This window comes from Pedobacter sp. Bi126, from assembly GCF_918698245.1.
Lineage (GTDB): Bacteria > Bacteroidota > Bacteroidia > Sphingobacteriales > Sphingobacteriaceae > Pedobacter.
The window spans coordinates 105,683-124,943 of sequence record NZ_CAKKMS010000009.1 but is presented as its reverse complement, the minus strand read 5'-3'; the positions used below and the strand labels follow the sequence as shown (position 1 = coordinate 124,943).

Annotated in this window: 16 protein-coding genes; 11 read left to right on the top strand and 5 right to left on the bottom strand. The window is 43.2% G+C overall.

The annotated features are described in order from the left end of the window. The first annotated feature begins 194 nt into the window (after positions 1–194). From LQ201_RS24130 to LQ201_RS24120, 3 genes are all read left to right on the top strand, one after another. Entirely contained in the window at positions 195–1,211 is a 1,017-nt protein-coding gene (locus tag LQ201_RS24130) for a GntR family transcriptional regulator (RefSeq protein WP_230146220.1), read from the top strand. 467 nt (positions 1,212–1,678) lie between these two features. Continuing rightward, positions 1,679–4,003 carry a PAS domain S-box protein gene (locus tag LQ201_RS24125; protein WP_230146219.1) on the top strand — a complete coding sequence of 775 codons (2,325 nt, stop codon included), beginning with the start codon at positions 1,679–1,681 and terminating at the stop codon, positions 4,001–4,003. A 38-nt stretch (positions 4,004–4,041) separates the two neighbouring features. After that, entirely contained in the window at positions 4,042–4,401 is a 360-nt protein-coding gene (locus LQ201_RS24120) for a response regulator transcription factor (RefSeq protein ID WP_215126336.1), read from the top strand. Between the two features lie 120 nt (positions 4,402–4,521). Here LQ201_RS24120 and LQ201_RS24115 read toward each other — a convergent pair whose 3' ends face one another. Next, positions 4,522–5,553 (bottom strand): glycoside hydrolase family 130 protein, encoded by a 1,032-nt coding sequence (locus LQ201_RS24115; protein ID WP_371823068.1) that lies wholly within the window; start codon positions 5,551–5,553, stop codon positions 4,522–4,524. 199 nt (positions 5,554–5,752) lie between these two features. On the opposite strand from LQ201_RS24115, the gene LQ201_RS24110 reads away from it, so the two are divergent. Beyond that, positions 5,753–5,935, top strand: a complete 183-nt coding sequence (locus LQ201_RS24110) for a hypothetical protein (RefSeq protein ID WP_230146217.1) — start codon at positions 5,753–5,755, stop codon at positions 5,933–5,935. A 238-nt stretch (positions 5,936–6,173) separates the two neighbouring features. On the opposite strand, the gene glgX is transcribed toward LQ201_RS24110, so the two are convergent. Beyond that, positions 6,174–8,288, bottom strand: coding sequence for a glycogen debranching protein GlgX (gene glgX / locus LQ201_RS24105; protein WP_230146216.1), 2,115 nt, complete (start codon positions 8,286–8,288; stop codon positions 6,174–6,176). A gap of 645 nt (positions 8,289–8,933) precedes the next feature. Here glgX and LQ201_RS24100 point away from each other — a divergent pair. The 4 genes from LQ201_RS24100 (at position 8,934) to LQ201_RS24085 (ending at position 11,112) form a co-directional block, all read left to right on the top strand. Beyond that, positions 8,934–9,374, top strand: a complete 441-nt coding sequence (locus LQ201_RS24100) for an Hsp20/alpha crystallin family protein (RefSeq protein ID WP_230146215.1) — start codon at positions 8,934–8,936, stop codon at positions 9,372–9,374. A gap of 76 nt (positions 9,375–9,450) precedes the next feature. Continuing rightward, positions 9,451–9,759, top strand: a complete 309-nt coding sequence (locus tag LQ201_RS24095; RefSeq protein ID WP_230146214.1) for a hypothetical protein — start codon at positions 9,451–9,453, stop codon at positions 9,757–9,759. Between the two features lie 94 nt (positions 9,760–9,853). After that, on the top strand, positions 9,854–10,300 hold the full coding sequence (locus LQ201_RS24090; protein WP_230146213.1) for a response regulator: 447 nt from the start codon (positions 9,854–9,856) through the stop codon (positions 10,298–10,300). Between the two features lie 179 nt (positions 10,301–10,479). Beyond that, on the top strand, positions 10,480–11,112 hold the full coding sequence (locus LQ201_RS24085) for a TetR/AcrR family transcriptional regulator (RefSeq protein ID WP_230146212.1): 633 nt from the start codon (positions 10,480–10,482) through the stop codon (positions 11,110–11,112). A 399-nt stretch (positions 11,113–11,511) separates the two neighbouring features. Here LQ201_RS24085 and LQ201_RS24080 read toward each other — a convergent pair whose 3' ends face one another. Beyond that, a complete protein-coding gene (locus tag LQ201_RS24080; protein WP_230146211.1) occupies positions 11,512–12,156 on the bottom strand; it encodes an alpha-ketoglutarate-dependent dioxygenase AlkB in 645 nt (214 codons plus the stop codon). 58 nt (positions 12,157–12,214) lie between these two features. Between LQ201_RS24080 and LQ201_RS24075 the strand changes: the two genes are divergently transcribed. From LQ201_RS24075 to LQ201_RS24065, 3 genes are read left to right on the top strand one after another with little or no spacing between them, the layout of a single operon-like run. Further along, positions 12,215–12,952: an ImuA family protein gene (locus tag LQ201_RS24075; protein WP_230146210.1), complete on the top strand. Its 738-nt coding sequence runs from the start codon at positions 12,215–12,217 to the stop codon at positions 12,950–12,952. Positions 12,953–12,954: 2 nt separating this feature from the next. After that, complete coding sequence (locus LQ201_RS24070) at positions 12,955–14,451, top strand: DNA polymerase Y family protein (RefSeq protein ID WP_230146209.1); 1,497 nt, start codon at positions 12,955–12,957, stop codon at positions 14,449–14,451. 19 nt (positions 14,452–14,470) lie between these two features. Further along, positions 14,471–17,698 carry an error-prone DNA polymerase gene (locus LQ201_RS24065; RefSeq protein WP_230146208.1) on the top strand — a complete coding sequence of 1,076 codons (3,228 nt, stop codon included), beginning with the start codon at positions 14,471–14,473 and terminating at the stop codon, positions 17,696–17,698. A 167-nt stretch (positions 17,699–17,865) separates the two neighbouring features. On the opposite strand, the gene LQ201_RS24060 is transcribed toward LQ201_RS24065, so the two are convergent. Together LQ201_RS24060 and LQ201_RS24055 are read right to left on the bottom strand one after the other, a co-directional pair. After that, positions 17,866–18,252 (bottom strand): hypothetical protein, encoded by a 387-nt coding sequence (locus LQ201_RS24060; protein WP_230032652.1) that lies wholly within the window; start codon positions 18,250–18,252, stop codon positions 17,866–17,868. 22 nt (positions 18,253–18,274) lie between these two features. Then, complete coding sequence (locus LQ201_RS24055) at positions 18,275–18,958, bottom strand: lipid-binding SYLF domain-containing protein (protein ID WP_230146207.1); 684 nt, start codon at positions 18,956–18,958, stop codon at positions 18,275–18,277. Positions 18,959–19,261 lie beyond the last annotated feature (303 nt).

The following is a 19,261-nucleotide window of genomic DNA, read 5'->3' as shown; positions in this document are numbered from 1 at the left end:
AACCAAACGCTCATAACATTAGTCTGGTCTGGACTGGTAAGTAAACAAATATAGTATATTTTATTTCTTTTCAAAAGATAAAAAAAATAAAAAAAGCTCTTTACGCCCGAAATGGGCTAATTATTGAATATTTGTTAGGTGGACTGGTTTGGTTTGTATGGTGTATTAATTACATTTGCCTAAATAATATACCCATGACCTCCGAAAACACACTGCAGAAAGGCAATCAAGGCAAAATGAAATACCAACAGCTTGTCGATCACATTATGTCACTGATTGAAATTGATCAGCTACGTATTGGAGATCAGCTGCCTTCTCTTAAGCAGCTGCAGTTGCAATTAAAAATGAGTAAGGAAACTTTACTCAAAGGCCTAAATGAGCTTGTTGAAAAAGGTATCGTAGAATCGGTATATAGGAAAGGATATTATGTACGCAAAAAGTCCATTCATCATTCCTTCCGCGTGTTTTTGCTACTTGATAAAATGAATATTCTGCGTGAACAGTTTTATAGAACGCTTTTTAATCAACTGGAAAACCGCGCCGATATCGACATCTACTTTCACCATCATAATTATCAGGTATTCGAAAAATTGATCAAAGAAAACCTGGGATCATATACACATTATGTCATTGCAACTTTTTTAAAAGAAAATGTAGCCCCGCTCCTCAACCTGATTCCCGACAAGAAAAGAATAATTATTGATTTAAACGAGCAAGGTTTATCAGGCAATTACAGTAGTATATATCAGGATTACGGCTATGACATTTATAATAGCCTTCATAAGCTAAAGGCCGAGTTGAAAAAATACGATCGGCTGATCTTGGTTGCCCATCCCGAAGCCGTCCATGCAAAGCTGGTAATTGAAGGTTTTTTACATTATTGTACTGAAACTGAGTACCCCTACCTGATACAATCTGAAATTGATGAAAAGACTTTTCAAAAAGGTAATGCTTATGTAACCTTTAGCAGGTACGACACCGATGATGTGATGTTAATTAAGCTCGCCCGAAAAAAGAAATTTAAGTTGGGAAAGGATATAGGTCTCATCTCTTATAATGATACGCTCGTGAAAGAAGTGCTTGAAGATGGGATTACTGTTATCTCAACTGATTTTGAAGCAATGGGTAAAACAGTCGCACAAGCCATCCTGGATGAAAAAATCGTGATTACGAGAAACCCAACAAAAGTTATCAAAAGACGTTCGCTCTAGTCGGGTTCTTCCTCGCCTTTGGTGATTATCAGAAGTTTTTTCATTTTCTGCCATAATATAATAACTTAAGGCATCAATAGAAAAATGGCAACCGCTGTAAATGTTACTACCGGTTACCTATGGTCTTATATCTGTTGCACGCCTTATATCATTAAGTTAAGCCCTGTGGTCGTCAGCCTGAGTATAGCTGAAGATTTATTGATATTGAATCAAAACTCTACACCGCAAAGTCGATTTTAATAATAACTCGTATAATTATGCGAAAATCACATTTAGTTCAATTAAAGAAATTTTTATTTTTGCATAACACCAGCTCAAAGTCGATGGGTTCAATCAAAAAGGCTAAAATGGATAGCCCAAAAGGGATGCATTTTTTTATTCTTAAAACTATTATCGCTCAGGGTTGTTGACATAGATCGGGTATTAATGTGAATGTACCTCCTTTAATTAAATAATTACCGCCCAGTATGGACTTAACTTCCCTAAATCAACTGTTTACCTTTAAGTCGATTTTTGAAAGCTTGGAAGACGCAGTAATCTGCAATGACATTGATTTTAAAATTACAGATATAAACCCGGCGGCAGAGCGACTGTTCGGTTTTACAAGGGAGCAGATCGGAAAGGCAGTTTCCGGAATAATGGAAAAAGCCGTTTTTGAAGAGTATAAGCGCTTAGTGGACACTGTGCGGAGTGGTGCGAAGGTCCATGATTTCCGTACCGTACGCCGATCGGTAACCGGGGAAGACCTGTATGTTTCCATTACCATCTCTCCAATTACTGATGCTGAGCAAAAATTGATAGGCATTTCCCAAATGATCCGCGACATTTCAGATGAGTATACCGCTGAAGAGCAGCAAGCTACACTGGCGGCCATTATTGAAGGATCCGAAGATGCAATCGTCTCTAAAACGCTGGATGGTTTCATTACCAGCTGGAACAATGGAGCACAAGGAATTTTTGGTTATGCTGCATCAGAGGTAATCGGGAAGCATATTACCATCCTCATCCCTCAAGATCGGATACATGAAGAAGATTACATTATCACTAAGGTAAGGGCAGGCCAGAAAATCGAACATTACAAGACAGTACGCCTGACCAAGGACGGAACTGAAATACCTATATCGCTTACCGTATCACCCATAAGGAACAAGCAGGGGCGCATTATTGGGGTAAGTAAAATTGCACGTAACATTACAGCGCAAAAACTTGCCGATGAGAAGCAGGCCGCATTGGCAGCCATAGTAGAGAGTTCTGATGATGCCATCGTAAGCAAAACGCTCGACGGTATAATCACCACATGGAATAAAGGGGCTGAAAATATTTTCGGCTATAGCGAAAACGAAGCCGTTGGCCGCCACATCTCTCTATTGATTCCGCCAGACCGTCTTGATGAGGAAGAACGCATCATAGGCAGTATCAAAAGAGGTGTTAAGATAGATCACTTTCAAACCATAAGGATAAGCAAGGAAAACAAGGAAATCCAGGTCTCCTTAACAGTATCCCCGATCAAGAACAGTGATGGGATAATTATTGGCGCTTCAAAGGTAGCCAGGGATATCACTGCCCAGAGAGAAGCGGAAAACGCCTTAAAAAGCAACTCCCAAAAGCTCATGATCCTGAATTCGATAGGTAAGAGCATCAGTGAACAACTGGATGTTAATGTCATTTTGCAAAAAGTGACCGATGCGACAACAGAACTTACAGGGGCGGCATTTGGCGCTTTCTTTTACAATAAAACCAATGCCGAAGGTGAATCTTATATGCTCTATACGCTCTCGGGCGCTCCCCGGGAGGCATTTGAAAAATTTGGTATGCCCCGTAATACAGCAGTATTCCACACTACCTTTAGCGGTGAAGGGGTTGTGCGTGTAGACAACATCAGAAAAGATGAACGTTATGGCAAAATGGCTCCCCATTTTGGGATGCCCGATGGACACCTACCTGTGGTCAGTTATCTGGCTGTACCTGTAATTTCCTCAACAGGGACAGTAATCGGCGGGCTTTTCTTTGGTCACCCAGAACCAGGTGTATTTCTGCAGGATCACGAAGACCTGGTAGTTGGGGTTGCTTCGCAGGCAGCCATAGCACTCGATAACTCTAAACTTTTTGAAGAGGTTAAAACCCTTAGCCTTAAAAAAGATGAATTTATAGCCTTGGCTTCCCATGAACTCAAAACACCACTTACCTCTATGAGCGGCTTTCTCCAGGTGCTTCAAAAAACAGCTTCGGATGGTTTGAACAAAGTTTTTTTAAACAAGGCGATCAAGCAGGTAGACAAACTCAATATCCTGATCAACGACCTGTTTGACATTTCCAAAGTCCAGGCTGGCAAATTACAGTTCAATTTTGAGCGGCTGGACCTTGGTGCACTGATCGGTGATATCTGCGAAACATTTGAGCAGACCGTTCCCGGACATAATTATATTTATTTCCGCGAAGGAGACCTTGTATTACAAGGGGATAAAATGAGAATGGAACAGGTAATCACAAACCTGATCGGCAATGCAGTAAAGTATGCACCAAATTCCCGCGATATTAATATAACGGCTGTAAACCATAACCATGAAATAGTTATTTCCGTGATAGATTATGGCGCAGGGATTCCTGCGGCCGAACAGGTCCATATATTCAGCCAGTTTTACAGGGTAAGAGAAAAGGACAGGAATATATCCGGACTTGGACTGGGCCTTTACATTACAAAGGAGATTATTGAACGCCATGGAGGGCGGATATGGGTGGAAAGCGAACCCGGTAAAGGTGCTGCATTTAAATTTGCGGTCCCTAGTCTGTAACACACACATTAAATCTAATCTAACAAAGACAAACACAAATGAGCAAAAAATTAGTTTATGTCCTGGAGGACGATGCGGATATCAGTGAAGTGGTCAGTTATATCCTGTCCGAAGAAGGCTATGAAGTAAATGGCTGCCCTACCGTTGCGGCGTTCAACCATATGATCTCGCAGAGATTGCCTGATATAGCGATTCTTGATATCATGTTACCCGATGGTAACGGACTTGATATCTGCAGGCAATTGCGCATGGATGAGCGTACCTCAGTCATTAATATCATCATGATGTCTGCCAACACGACCAAGAACGAAATTATGGGTTCGGGATGTGGCGCAGAATTTATAGCAAAGCCCTTTAATATCGACCATTTCGTTGCCCGGGTAAACCAGTATGCATAAATTGGCTTAACACCACTGTAGATTTTGCTGTAAATGATATGCTGATTTTAAAGCTACCTTGATAAATCTTGCAGAGGCCTGCGTGGTATAGTTGATGGAGGTTAATTATGTTTCAATCAATCATCGAACGGAAACCGTTACAGCCAAAATCTCCGCGATAGAAAATTCAGCGCCGCAGACAAATTCGTCTGCCGCTCCGTAGTAAATAGTGAGCTTATCCCCCTCAACTACATGTCCGTTGGTAAAGACTACTTGACCGAAAAACCCGCTTAACTCATATGGCTCGCTTGGAACCATAATCGGATCAATCGATCTTCCTAAAACAATTGAAGGGTTCTGGTGGTCGAGCAGAAAGGCACCCAGGCAGTAACGATGGCGCTCATCTGCCCCGTGGTATATCGCCAACCACCCTTTCTCGGTCCATATGGGCGAAGCCCCGGCGCCTACACGGGCACTGTCCCACATACCTTCCCTGGTCTTAATAATGCATTTATGGTTTCCCCATCGGTTAGCATCAACCGAATCGCATAGCCAGATAAAGTTACCACCAATTTCTTTCGAACTTGGACGGTGAAGGGCAAAAAATTTTCCGTCAATTTTTCTCTCGAAAAGTGCGCAATCCTTATTGTGTGGAGGCAGGATCATTGTTGGCAGGGAAAAGTTTTCCCAATCCGTAGTGGTGCGAAGTCCCACTCCTACGCCAGAGGCAGATACAGCTGTATAGGTTAGATAATACACTCCTTCAATTTCAGTAACCCTGCAGTCTTCTATCCCAAAACGCTCCAGCTCACCCATCCCAAAAAGTCCGGGAAATCTGTCGCTTTCTGAAAAATGGACACCATCGTCACTACTGAGCAATCTGAGATGGGAGACGGTGGTAAGATAATCCAGTCCCCGGTAATTCATAACCCTGGCATCTGTAGAAACCAGATCAGGATCGTTAATGGCAACTTCGATAATTTCCAGCTTGCCCAGTTCGTTCATAACGGGAAAAAACACAAAGCCCTCTTTCTGCGCCTTGTTTTCTGCTACCCTTACCAATAGCCATGTCTTTCCCTTAAAACGGAAAACGCCTGGATTTAACAGGCAGATAACCTGAAGGGAACTATTACTGGGTGTGATATCTTTGGGTAATAAGATCGGATTTGACAAAAATCTTTTAGCAAGGTCTTTCATAATGAAAAAACAACCATCACGTGGCTAAAGTTTTCATATAACATAGTTATAAGACCTGGCCAACCGGAAAAGCAAAAAAATCAACCCTATTTCTGTTTTTTGACGAATGGTCGGGATCATGTCCATAGGTATAAACCTTTATCTGTTTATCATAGTTTCCGAAAATTTAAAGCCTATGTCAATTCCAGGATACGATGCGCCAAAATATCCCTTTCTTGATACGGTTACCTTAAGCTCAAATACCATCGAACTGGAGCGTGCTACGGTTACTTGGAGAATGAAAAAGGTATTAACAGACAATGAAAAGATCAAACTAACAGACGAAAACAGGTATTTATCTTCCTCATTTCCAGTATAAAACCATTTTAGATCAGGCGCTCATGAAGTTAAATTTACGTCATTAAATTAAATCAACGGGACGATTTAGATTAATCAATTTAGCCTTTCAGAAACGAAAGGCTTTTTTTATTAACCCATTTTTCATCGGTGGCAAATTACCCTGAAACAACCCAATGATTTCCCTTTTAAAGTACAGCGTTTAGCAATAGTTTTTTAGCAACCAAGAATGGTCTTCAGGGTTATTAACCTTAGGCCAGCTATCCTGCCTTAAGTACCATTAATGTTCTTCCTCCAACCGCTATACTGCTATCTGCCTCAAATTGCGCTTTCGGATTTATACCTTCATCAGTAGAGATCTCAACAGACCATTTAGGCGCATATTTCTCTTCAGGCAGTTTGAAGGTTACACTTTCATGATGGGCATTGAAGATGAGAAAAAAATGGACATCAAGAATATCCGCTCCATTTTCTGCTTTCCCCTGTATTCCCTCCCCATGAAGAAAAATCCCGATACTCCCAGAACTATCCGATTGCCAATCAGCTGTTTCCATAATTTTACCGCTTGGAGAAAACCAGGCAATATCCAAAAGACCATCCGAATCTATCCTATCACCTACTATCCATTCCTTTCTACGCAGGCTTGGATGTTTTAGGCGGAGTTTGATCAGGTCTTGGGTAAACTTCAAAAGTCCCTCATCTTTGTGCTGCCAATCGATCCACGAAATTTCATTGTCCTGGCAATAGGCATTATTGTTGCCTTTTTGGGTCTTTCCTAATTCATCACCCGAGGTGATCATCGGGATACCTTGTGAAAGCAGCAGTGTGGCTAAAAAATTACGTTTTTGTCTTGCTCGGAGCGCGTTTATGTTGTTATCATCCGTTTGTCCTTCCGCACCGCAATTCCACGAATGGTTCTCGGCCTCGCCATCGGTATTATTATCACCATTTGCCATATTGTGCCGCTCATTATAGCTTACCAGATCGTGAAGGGTAAACCCATCGTGTGCCGTAATGAAATTGATGCTCGCTGTTGGCCTTCTATAATCCTGCATATAGATATCAGGACTACCCAAAAATCTTTTTGCAAACTGCCCGAGTGTTCCCTGATCACCTTTCCAGAAACGGCGCATCAGATCACGGTATTTGCCATTCCATTCTGCCCAGCCAGGAGGAAACTTGCCTACCTGGTAGCCACCTTCTCCCAAATCCCAGGGTTCAGCAATCAGTTTTACCGTAGAAATGATCGGATCCTGGTGGATAATATCAAAAAAAGCACCCAACCGGTCAACATCGTGCAGCCCCCTTGCCAAAGTTGAAGCCAGATCGAACCTGAATCCATCTACATGCATCTCCTGTATCCAAAACCTCAGACTATCCATAATAAACCTGAGTACGGTAGGCATTCTTGAGTTTAAGGTATTCCCCGTTCCCGTATAATCTGTATAATATCGTTTGTTGTTTTCTTCAAGCCTATAATAGGTTAAATTATCTATGCCCTTAAAGGAGAGTGTAGGGCCTTTTTCGTTGCCCTCGGCAGTATGGTTATAAACCACATCTAAAATCACCTCTATTCCGGCGGCATGCAGCGCTTTTACCATATCCCTAAACTCCCTGACCTGACTTCCACTGGTACCAGAAGAAGAATACCTGGATTCGGGCGCGAAAAAACCTATGGTATTATACCCCCAATAATTATTCAATCCCCTTTCAATAAGATGGCCATCTGAAACAAATTGGTGTACCGGCATCAGCTCAACGGCAGTAATGCCAAGCGATTTGAGGTATTGGATGCTTGCCGGATGTGCCAACCCCGCATAAGTACCACGTTGAGATTTGGGAATTAAAGGGTTTAACTTAGAAAAACCCTTTACATGAAGTTCGTAGATAACACTTTGGTTATAGGGAATCTGCAAGGGTTTATCATCCTCCCAATCATAGGTCATATCAACAACTACCGATTTGGGCATGTAGGGCGCACTATCGGTTTCCGAGAAACTCAGATCGTCTTTTTCTCCTTCCAGATCATAACCAAAAACTGCAGAACACCATTCCACATCACCAGATATTGCTTTTGCATAAGGATCAATAAGTAATTTATTGGGGTTAAACCTATGGCCATTAATGGGTTCATAATCTCCATGTACCCGATAACCATATAACTGCCCGGGGCCAATATCGGGAATATAGCAGTGAAAAACATGGTGATCACGTTCGGCAATCTCAACCCGCCCAATTTCTGTACCGTGTTCATCGTACAAGCAGAGTTCTACTTTTTGTGCATGCGCAGCAAAAAGCGCAAAGTTAGTCCCTTTGCCATCCCAGATAGATCCAAGCGGATAAGGACGGCCAGGAAGCTGGTAAACTGTATGCATATCAACTGTTATTTAAGTGCATTTATTCACGTTTTCAGTATTACTCATCAGCGAAACCCCGGAAAATTATCAGCCTCCGGGAGTGCGTCTAGTTAATATAAGGTTGAAATCCTTACATAAACCAACAAAATAACTGATGAACAAACAGAAAATCTTCATTTGAAAAATAAGGTCGAAAAGGCAAATAAACGCCTTTTTAATCTTCTGGATTTCCAGCCAGCTCTCCGGATACATTGTTTTCTTTATCACTCCACCTATAAGCCCCGATGAACTTCATTGTCTTCGAGACCTTTAACTGCAGGGCATCGATGTCAAAATATTGATAGTCTGTTCCGTAAATTTTCCCTTTATTAACAATCAAATTATCAAAAAGGTTTAATCGTTGCTGCGCTAAAGTTCAAGAATATAAAATTAACAGCCACTTATAAGCACCCGACCAGCAAACTGAAAATTTTTCAGTTTAAAGCTGAAAAAAGTTCAGAATTTATGAAAATTTTTCAGCAAGGGTTTCTAAAAAGTAGTTGAATATTCTTAAAAGTACCATTGGCACAGCACTTGAAGTTGATATTTCAAAACCGTTTAAAAGGGTTTATAGAAAATTAATTGATTAATAGTCCATTTTTTTTTTTAAAAGGAGAACACACTATGACATTGGTTAAATTCAATCCAGAAAAGAAAAACAGCACATTATTGCCAGGCTTTAATGACATTTTCGAATCCGTACTGGGCGATACTTTTTTTTCAGACCGCCGAATCAACAGCCTTCCAGCTGTAAACATTTTAGAGTCCGGCGAAGAATATGATATCGAGCTTGCCGCTCCCGGCCTGAAAAAAGAAGATTTTAAAATTTCGGTAGAGCGGGATATGCTCACTATTTCTACCGGGCAGTACAGCGAAAACAATACATCGGAAAAAACCTACAACAGACGTGAATTCAGCTACTCGGCTTTCACCAGGGCATTCACACTTCCTGAAAGTGCCGATGTGGACCGTATCCAGGCAAGTTATATCGACGGGGTACTTAAGCTCACACTTCCAAAAAAAGAGGAAGCAAAGGCAGTTTCAAGACAGATTGAGATTCGCTAATAAATTTGAAAATGCCGCACCAAGCGGCATTTTTTTTAATCCCGAAGTATACTGATCATAGAAAAATAAAAACGAAATGGAATCTGCATTTGCAATAATAGTGGTGCTTCATTTAAAGGGCACCAAAATTACCTATGGAAAATTTACGCTTGGAACAGACCGGGACGCTGCACTTGAAACCTTTAACATGCTCAAAGGAAAAAAGGAATTTTTAGGTGCTTGTATGATCCAGATGGAACTTATCCAAGAAATTGCAGGTCTTCCGGTACCTTTAGGAACAATATCCTGTAACCTGGAGCAACTAAAGGAAAACGTAGCGATTATTTCGAAAGAAATCTTCCGGATTGCGCAACTCGATGACCTGGAAATCAAGCCATTGCAATAGACAAAAAAATGATGAACGTTTTGGAGGGCATCAGCACCTATCCGGCCGGAGATTGAACGATTTCAAAATAGCTGATGTTAACAAGGAGAAGACTATGGAAGCAAAAAAAATATTTATTGTAGAGGACGACCTGATGTTACTGGAAACGCTGCAAGAAGTCCTTAAATTGTACGGTTATCAATGCCAAGGCTGCCACGATCCGGAAAAAGCGGTTAAACTAATTGAGCATTACCGTCCGGATCTGGTCATTTTAGACTACATGCTGCCCGAATGGAACGGAGGAGAGCTTTGTAGTGCCATCCGCGCTATCGATGGATTTGAGTACATCCCGATCATCATTATTTCTGCCTATACTAAAATACTATTTTCACTGTCTGATTACGGTTGCGATGCGATATTGGAGAAACCATTTTCGATCCAGGAAATCACCCGCCTCATCAGCACCCTACTTTCAGAAAAACGCAGCGACAGTGGTCTTCTTCCAAAGCTCAAAACGGCTATAAAAAATGTGCTGCAAGAGGTAAAGGCCAAAAATATATAGTGGCTTATTTATTTACTTTATTTACTGAAACAGGATAAATCAACAAATTGATAAAAAGCAATGCAGCAAATAGTGCCGTTTAAATGTGTTCTGTTGAAAAAGATGGAACAATTAGCATTGCATTATATATATTTGGATAATCTCCAGATCAAGAAATTGTTGTAACCCAAAATTCCCGAATGACAAGAAAACCTACGAGCGGCCCCATCAGAAATAAAGAATGGACAAAACAAAAACTTCTGACCGCTGTTGGTAAAATCTTAAAAAATGACGGTTTTACTGGCTTAAACGTTAGCAAAGTAGCATTAAATGCCGAAGTTGACCGAAAGTTAGTTTATGATTATTTCGGCAGTATGGAAGGTCTGGTAAAGGAATACCTGAACAACAGCGATTTTTATACTGCAAACATCGATCAGTCAAAAGAAATAATCGAGCAAAACAGAAGTGATCAGGGCAGAGAGATGTTGTATCATTTATTGGAAGATCAGCTCGATTCATTAATTGCAAATGAAGAAATGCGAAAGATCATCAGTTGGGGAGTGTGCGAAAGTTCAAAGGTATTAGAGGAGTTGAATGAGAAACGTGAATCTTTGGGAGAGCTGTTTTTTAGTGAACTTACTGACGAATATTTTAAAGACAAAGACAAAAACATCAGGCCGGTTGCAGCCCTTTTAGTAGGGGGTATATATTACATTACCATGATTGCTCATACGAATAATGGCCTGATCTGTGGAGTTGATATCAGGAAAGAGGAAGCACAGTCCGAAATAAAGAAAACCATTAAACAAATCATTGAATGGGCATACCTGTAGCCATTTCTAAATAAGCTAACCTTCCAGGACAGGAAAGCAATTTAAAGCAAAGCCATAAAACTGTCCCGCAAAGTTCCAAATAAATCCTGTTGAATGAAACCGATAAATATCAGTATTCCAACTGATTTCTTACCATGAAGGAGAGCATACATTTCCGATAGCTTCGCAAAGATTGAAAACCGTCTGCTACTGATCAAATTTTCTGAACAGCAATTAACCCTTGAAAGCGACAAATTACTTTGCCGCTTTTTTTGTGCAAAACAATTCAAATCCTGGCAGAAAAACCAGCACAAAAGGAAAGCTAGAAAAGTATGACCAATTTTGAAACCGGGGATTGACATTTTGCCTGCTCAGCAATAGAAATATAGTGAGCTGAAATCATGAGATTATATGTGAATTTTAAGCCCCAATGATTTTTCTAAAAGTCAGATTGACCCTTGGCCCCATCGGTCTGGCTGATTTTGCAATCCTATGGTCCCACATGGTCTGTAAATCTCCTTTCATCAATAGCAGCGAACCATGTTCAAGCCTGACGGTATATTTTTCAGCATGATCAGTTTTCCGGCGGATATCAAAACCCCTCACCTGCCCGAAAGACACAGATGCGATAACGGGGTGTGAACCCATAACCGTTTCGTTGTCACTATGCCAGGCAACCGAGTCCTGTCCATCGCGGTAATAGTTAAGCAGCACACTATTAAAGCTGATCCCTGCCGTTGCTTCGACAAAAGCTTTCAGTTTTAAAAGTTCAACTGTCCATGGCAAAGGTGTGGATTTTCCAAGAACATTGTAATCCATTCCCTCAGGATCCCCGTACCATGCAGAAAGTCTGGGGGTAATTACCGCTCTATCATACATCTTCACTATCTTCTGCGTCCAGGGTGTAGTTGAAATAAAAGATAAAAGCAAAACGTCTGCCTCTTCAATATCAATAAATCCCGGCATATACTCCAGCACCTCTTTTGGCAGCCCGGGTGTCTGGCCTGATTCCCTAAAAAAACTCAGCTGTTCCATATCCAACACAAATGTGCAAAATAATTTCAAAATACTAATATTTTTAGTATTATATTTGTCCATGTAATTCTAAAAAAGGAGGTTGATCATGGAACAGGCAGTAAAAAAACAGGTCATTGAGGGCTTAAGGGAGCAGATCCTTTCCATGCAGGGTTATAAGACCGTATCCAAAAGTCAACAGAATATCTCAGGTCTTGAGCTTTTTGCTCCTGCTTTTCCAGTCCACAGCTTTCCCCTGCAGGGCATCCATGAATTCATATCGGAAAGCCGCGAACAGACCGCGGCCAGCAGTGGCTTTATCAGCGGAATACTGTCCACACTGATGAAAGACGGCAGTCCTTGTATCTGGATCAGTGCCTCCAGAAAATTCTTCCCGCCAGCGGCCAAAAGATTTTCGCTGAATGCTGCATCGATCATCTTTATTGACCTTCAAAACGAAAAAGAACTCTTATGGGTAACCGAAGAAGCACTTAAGTGCGAAGGGCTCGCTGCTGTGGTCTCAGAAATCCCAGACTTGAATTTTGCCACTTCCAGAAGATTTCAGCTGGTGATCGAAAAAAGCAAGGTCACCGCCCTGTTCTTAAGGGAAAACCCCAGGATTCTTTCCAATACCACCTGTTTAGCCCGCTGGAAGATCAGTCCATTGCCCAGCATATTGCCCGAAGGCATGCCGGGCGTTGGCCAGCCCAGCTGGAAAGCAGAACTACTAAAAGTGCGTAACGGCGCGGGTGGCACCTTTGAAGTATGCTGGTCTGGCAGCACATTCGAGCAGCCACAAAAAGAAAACATCAGGGCCTTACCTATCCATGAACTGCAGGCAGGATAAAGATGACAAAGCGATTCTTAAGCATATGGTTTCCGTTTCTACTAACGGACTGGAAGACTATCCGCCGCCCTGAATGGAAAGAACGGGCAATGGTATGTGCTGGAGCCAGTCACGGCCGTATGATGGTTATCGCTGCAAACAAGGAAGCGAACGCCCAGGGCATCCATAACGGAATGCCACTTGCAGATGCGCGTGCCATTGTCCATGAGCTCGAAGTTTTTGATGAAAAACCGGGAAGAAAAGAAAAACTGCTCGAAGGCCTTGCCAGATGGGCCATCCGTTATACCCCGCTCTCTTCTACCGATCCTGATGGCATCCTACTCGACATCACGGGATGCAGTCATTTATGGGGAGGAGAAGAAGCTTACCTTAAGCACATCACCAGCAGACTCCAGTCATCAGGTTATACCATAAAAGCGGCAATCGCCGATACCATTGGTACTTCCTGGGCACTATCCCGGTATGGTAAAGGAGTTGAGATTGTAGCACCATACCAGCAACACTTTGCTTTACTTCCCCTTTCACCGGCAGCGCTCAGGATCCCCGGTGAAATTACTGAAAAACTGCACAAACTGGGCTTAAACCGAATCGAACGCTTTATCCAGATGCCACGCAGTACCCTGCGCAGAAGGTTTGGCGAGAACCTGCTCATCAAAATAGCACAGGCCATGGGCGATGAACCTGAAGCCTTCATCCCAATTACGATTATTCAGGAATTCGAAGAAAGATTGGCCTGTATGGAACCTATCCGCACAGCTAAGGCTATTGAAATCGCCATCGAAAGACTGCTTGGTAAACTTTGTTTAAGACTTAAAAAAGAAGGCCTGGGCCTGAGAAAAGCAGAACTGAAAGGTTACCGGATAGATGGAAAAACAATATCAACTCCTATCGGCACCAACCGTCCAAGTGATGATCCCATACACCTGATGAAACTCTTTGCGCTCAACATTTCGGGAATTGCACCCGGCATGGGCATTGAGCTTTTCACGCTGAGTGCTGAGAAAACTGAAAAAATGGAACGTCCACAGGAAAAAATCTGGGCCGGTCAGGCCGGCCTAAATAGCCAGCCCTTGGCAGAATTACTGGACCGCGTGGCTGGAAAGGTAGGTAAAAACGCCATCCACCGTTATCTGCCAAGGGCAGACTACTGGCCGGAAAGGGCAGTTAAACAGGCTAAAGATCTCAGCGAAGACAGCGGAATAAGTTTCCACAATCCCTTGAACCGTCCCATACAGCTGCTTCCAAGACCGGAACGCATCGAGGTTACCGCACCTATCCCCGATTATCCGCCCATGCTCTTTATCTACCAGGGTGTGCGCCACAGCATCAAAAAAGCAGACGGGCCGGAAAGACTTGAGCGTGCCTGGTGGCTGGAAGAAGGGGAACACCGCGATTATTATACCGTGGAAGATGAAAAAGGGAACCGTTACTGGCTCTTCCGCGCTGGCCACTATGCAGCAGAAAACTCGGCCTGGTTTATCCATGGATTTTTTGCCTAAACCTTAAAAAAGAATAGAGATGGAATATACCGAACTTCAGGTTACCAGCAACTTTAGCTTCCTCCGTGGCGCCTCGCACCCTGAAGAAATCGTGGAAGAAGCAGCCAGGATGGGTTATAAAAAAATTGCCATTACCGACCACAATACCCTTGCAGGGATCGTGCGTGCACATGCAGCAGCCAGAAAACTTGGTCTCAAGCTCATCCCTGCCTGCAGGTTAAACCTCATGGACGGTGTATCCCTGCTTGCCTACCCTACAGACACCGAAAGTTACGGAAGGCTGTCTGCACTACTCAGCCTTGGCAACCTTCGCACCGAAAAAGGAAGTTGCGAACTTTATAAAAAAGATATATTTGAATATTCAAAAGGTATTATTTTCATCGCCATCGCGCCCGATAGCCTTTCAGAGAATTTTGATTTTCAGGCGGATTTTTATGAAGACCTTCAGCGCTACAAAGAAGCACTCGGGAAAAACTTGTACCTAGGCATTAACAGGAGCTATCAGGGAGAAGACCAGAAGAGGATGTTCCGTCTTTCAGAAACCTCCAAAAAAACCAATATTCCACTGGTGGCAACCAATGATGTTTATTATCATAGCCCCGAAAGACGTGAACTGCAGGATGTGCTGACCTGCGTAAGGGAAAAATGCACCATCCAGAATGCAGGCTACTTGCTTTTCCAGAATGCCGAGCGGCACTTAAAGCCCGAAGAAGAAATGAAAAGGCTTTTCCGCCAATATCCCGATGCGCTGGAAAATGCGGTAAAAATCTCCCAAGCCTGTACCTTCAGTTTGGATAGCCTAAAATACATCTACCCCGAAGAAATTACCTCGGAAGGCAGAACGCCGCAACAGGAACTCGAATACCTGACCATGAATGGGGCCCACGAAATCTTTGGTGAACACCTACCTAAAAAAGTAACAGATAACATCAGCCATGAAATGAAATTTGTGGAGGAAATGAACTATGCTTCCTATTTTCTCACCGTTTATGATATTGTGCGTTTTGCAAGAAGCCAGCATATTCTTTGCCAGGGACGCGGCTCTGCTGCCAATTCCACCATCTGTTACTGTTTGGGTATTACCTCGGTTGACCCCACCAAATTCGATCTTTTATTTGAACGCTTTATCTCTTCCGCCCGCAACGAACCGCCCGACATTGATGTGGACTTTGAACATGAACGCAGGGAAGAAGTAATCCAATACATCTATAGTAAATACGGACGCGACCGCGCGGCGATTGTAGCCACCGTCACCCAGCAGCGCCAGAAAGGCGCAATCCGGGATGTGGGCAAAGTGATGGGGCTATCGGTGGATACCATTAACCGGCTCTCTTCCTCCATCTGGGAATTTACCGATGAATGGTTCGAGGGCGGAAAACTTACCGAACAGGGCCTCAACCCGAATGATCCACTGCTTCGAAAAGTGCTTAGCCTTACCGCCCAGATGATGGGCTTTCCAAGACAGTTGGGTCAGCATACAGGCGGCTTTGTCATCACCAGGGGTAAACTGACCGACCTCTGCCCTATCCTCAATGCCCGTATGGAAGAGCGGACCAATATCGAGTGGAACAAAGACGATATTGACACGTTAGGCTTTTTGAAGATAGATGTACTTGCCCTGGGCATGCTTACCTGCATCCGAAAAGGATTCGATCTGGCCAAAGCACATTATAACCTTGATCTGACCATGGCCAAGATCAACGAAAAAGAAGATCCAAAGGTTTATGAAATGATCAGCCATGCCGATACCCTGGGAGTATTTCAAATCGAAAGCCGTGCACAGATGTCCATGCTCCCACGGTTAAGACCCAAATGTTTTTATGACCTGGTGATCGAAGTGGCCATTGTCCGTCCGGGTCCCATCCAGGGTGATATGGTCCATCCATACTTAAGACGACGTAACGGAGAAGAAAACGTAGAATATCCTTCCGAAGAGTTAAAAGATATCCTGCACCGAACATTGGGCGTTCCCTTGTTTCAGGAACAGGCCATGAAGATCGCCATTGTTGCCGCAGGCTTTACCCCAGCCGAGGCGGATGAACTGCGCAGGAGCATGGCCACCTTTAAGGCCAAGGGCATGGTAACCAGGTTTGAAGAAAAACTCATCACCGGCATGACCAGCAAAGGTTATACCGAGGACTTTGCCAAAAGGGTGTTCAAGCAGCTCGAAGGTTTTGGCAGTTATGGCTTCCCAGAAAGCCACGCGGCCAGTTTTGCCCTGCTGGTCTATGTTTCCTGCTGGCTCAAATGTTATTATCCCGATGTCTTTGCCACCGCCCTGCTCAACAGCATGCCCATGGGCTTTTACCAGCCTGCCCAGATCGTCATCGATGCCAAAAAGCATGGTGTGGAAATCAGGCCCATAGACATCAACTATTCCGGATGGGACAATCTGTTAGAGGAAAAAACCAATAAATACCATGCTTTGCGTCTTGGTTTTAGACAGATCAAGGGCATGAATGCTGAAGATATCGAATACCTGACCAATGGCAGAAAAAAAGCATATAGTCATATCCACGAACTGATGGATGCCGGGCTCAGCCTATCTGCACTGGAACGGCTTGCCGATGCCGATGCCTTCCGCTCCCTTGGCCTGGACAGAAGAGCTGCCCTTTGGGAAGTATCCGCCATGGCTGACCGCCCGGTTGCACTCTTTGAAAACCAGCCTTCAGAAAGCAGCCTGGAAATGCAGGCCACCCTGCCCCTGATGAGCAAAGGCGAACATGTAATCCAGGATTACGCTTCTACTTCCCTGTCACTAAAAGCACATCCGGTCAGTTTTGTACGTGAACAGTTAAGCCTCCTCCGCGTTTTGCCAACCCAGGACCTTGCCCAGGCAAAAGACGGACAGACCGTCAAAGTAGCCGGTCTCGTCCTGGTCCGCCAGCGTCCAGGCACGGCCAAAGGTGTGTGTTTTATTACCATTGAGGATGAAACAGGTTTCACTAACCTGGTCGTATTTGAGAACCTGTTTGAAAAGTTCCGCAAAGAAATCATCCAGTCCAGACTACTTATGGTTGAGGGAAAACTGCAGATAGAAGGCGAAGTGATCCACGTAATCGTTAAACGCTGCTTTGATCTAACCAGCCTGATCCGATCAATGGACAGGGAAGAAAACAATGGTTTCCCGGCAGTCGCTTTCTCAAGATCTGATGAAAGGACCGCACCATACTCCGGCAACAGAGATGTACCAGATAAAGGTGCTCCAGTAGCCTCAGCCATTCCCGGGGGTAGAAATTTCAAGTAAGCTGCATTGTTTCCACCATCATAAAATTTTCCTACATCAGCTTCAACCGAAGCGATCAATCCTTTATCTGTCTGAATTTGTCCATAACTATATCATATAATCTGTTTAAAAATCAAGATATAAATACCACCCGACTTTCACCCTACCGTACTTTTCCCATACAGCAATCACCTCACAGCCCTGGTCGCCTTATCAAAAGACAGCACCAGATTCTTCTGATCAATATCTTTTAACGAAACCTCATGAACACCACTGCCCAGACCTGCAGTAAAATAAACATCAGCCTTAACAGTAGTCCCTTTCTCAAGTCCCTCTTCAAACAAGGCAATCCCGAACAAAGTACTGTCCACCTTAGATGAAACGACTATACTTATCGTACCCAAATCATACTTTCCATTATTCTTCAAGGTAACAACCCCTTGCTTATATGTATAACTCACTCCTTTCAGTGTTTCCAGATAAGTCTTATTCTTACTTGTGATACCCTGATAGGTTTGTGCATAACCTGAAAAACCAGCGATTACCAGCAATAAAACAAAAATGATTTTCTTCATGATCATAAGCATAATAATTCAATTATTTCATTTTCGTAAGCGCGGCTTTAAGCTCTCCTATTTCATCATCAGGATCCCCATCGGAAGCAAAGATTTCCGCAACATCCATATCTTTGCCATATACCACAGCATTTGCAGCCGCATCAATCTCCAGCGATGCGCCATTTACGGAGAGCCCTGCAAAAAGCCCCTTACTACGGGAATAGGAATACACCTCGGCATCGAGTTTGTAATCTGTATTCACAGCAGAACTCCGTCCCAGGGGACCTGCCGCAATAGAAAGATCACCACCAAGGGTAAAGCTGCTTTTCTTGATCGCACTCAGACTATTGGCATGGGTAAAAACAAGCACAAGATCAGTCGACTGTACACCCGCCTGAAGACCTACACTTCCGCCGGTAATGGTTACAAATACAGGATTGCTCCAGGAGCCGTCTGCCCTTTTCACCATAGCAATGCCCCTTCCACGTTTTCCTCCGATCACAAAACCTGCATTGATCAGCTTTGGAACAATAACAATGCCCTGGGTAAGCTCAAGCAGCCTTGAGGGAATAGATTCTTTCATTTTCCCGAAACCCGAAAGTACCTGGACTGAAGCCTTTATTCTTTTTTGCTCCTTATTCTGCGCAACGGCCATAGTAGGAAATAGTAATGCTACGCAGCAGAGCACAGCGAGATTTAGCTTGATCAAATTGATTATGTTCATATATATATCGAAAAAATAACCGGCACTATTCGAGCAGATCTGTGCTTACAAGCGGTCCGGAAATGCAATATTATACCTTTTATTTCTTTTCCCGAACGGTCCACAGGTAAATTACCTTTCTGTGAGAAATCCCCTTTGGTTCAATAAAAATTCAACAATATAACGAAAATGAAACCTATACCGGCGTTGTATATAAAGCAATATTAACTTATTGAACATTACAGCAGCTCAACTGCCCTCATGGAATAAAACAGATAAGCCACAACATCCGTTGCGGCTTATTTACTAAACCAAATGATATAA

Bases quoted from the DNA above. Each gene is read 5' to 3' on its own strand.
- LQ201_RS24130 (WP_230146220.1), top strand. From the start codon at position 195: ATGACCTCCGAAAACACACTGCAGAAAGGCAATCAAGGCAAAATGAAA.
- LQ201_RS24125 (WP_230146219.1), top strand. From the start codon at position 1,679: ATGGACTTAACTTCCCTAAATCAACTGTTTACCTTTAAGTCGATTTTT.
- LQ201_RS24120 (WP_215126336.1), top strand. From the start codon at position 4,042: ATGAGCAAAAAATTAGTTTATGTCCTGGAGGACGATGCGGATATCAGT.
- LQ201_RS24110 (WP_230146217.1), top strand. From the start codon at position 5,753: ATGTCAATTCCAGGATACGATGCGCCAAAATATCCCTTTCTTGATACG.
- glgX (WP_230146216.1), bottom strand. From the start codon at position 8,288: ATGCATACAGTTTACCAGCTTCCTGGCCGTCCTTATCCGCTTGGATCT.
- LQ201_RS24100 (WP_230146215.1), top strand. From the start codon at position 8,934: ATGACATTGGTTAAATTCAATCCAGAAAAGAAAAACAGCACATTATTG.
- LQ201_RS24095 (WP_230146214.1), top strand. From the start codon at position 9,451: ATGGAATCTGCATTTGCAATAATAGTGGTGCTTCATTTAAAGGGCACC.
- LQ201_RS24090 (WP_230146213.1), top strand. From the start codon at position 9,854: ATGGAAGCAAAAAAAATATTTATTGTAGAGGACGACCTGATGTTACTG.
- LQ201_RS24085 (WP_230146212.1), top strand. From the start codon at position 10,480: ATGACAAGAAAACCTACGAGCGGCCCCATCAGAAATAAAGAATGGACA.
- LQ201_RS24075 (WP_230146210.1), top strand. From the start codon at position 12,215: ATGGAACAGGCAGTAAAAAAACAGGTCATTGAGGGCTTAAGGGAGCAG.
- LQ201_RS24070 (WP_230146209.1), top strand. From the start codon at position 12,955: ATGACAAAGCGATTCTTAAGCATATGGTTTCCGTTTCTACTAACGGAC.
- LQ201_RS24065 (WP_230146208.1), top strand. From the start codon at position 14,471: ATGGAATATACCGAACTTCAGGTTACCAGCAACTTTAGCTTCCTCCGT.
- LQ201_RS24060 (WP_230032652.1), bottom strand. From the start codon at position 18,252: ATGAAGAAAATCATTTTTGTTTTATTGCTGGTAATCGCTGGTTTTTCA.
- LQ201_RS24055 (WP_230146207.1), bottom strand. From the start codon at position 18,958: ATGAACATAATCAATTTGATCAAGCTAAATCTCGCTGTGCTCTGCTGC.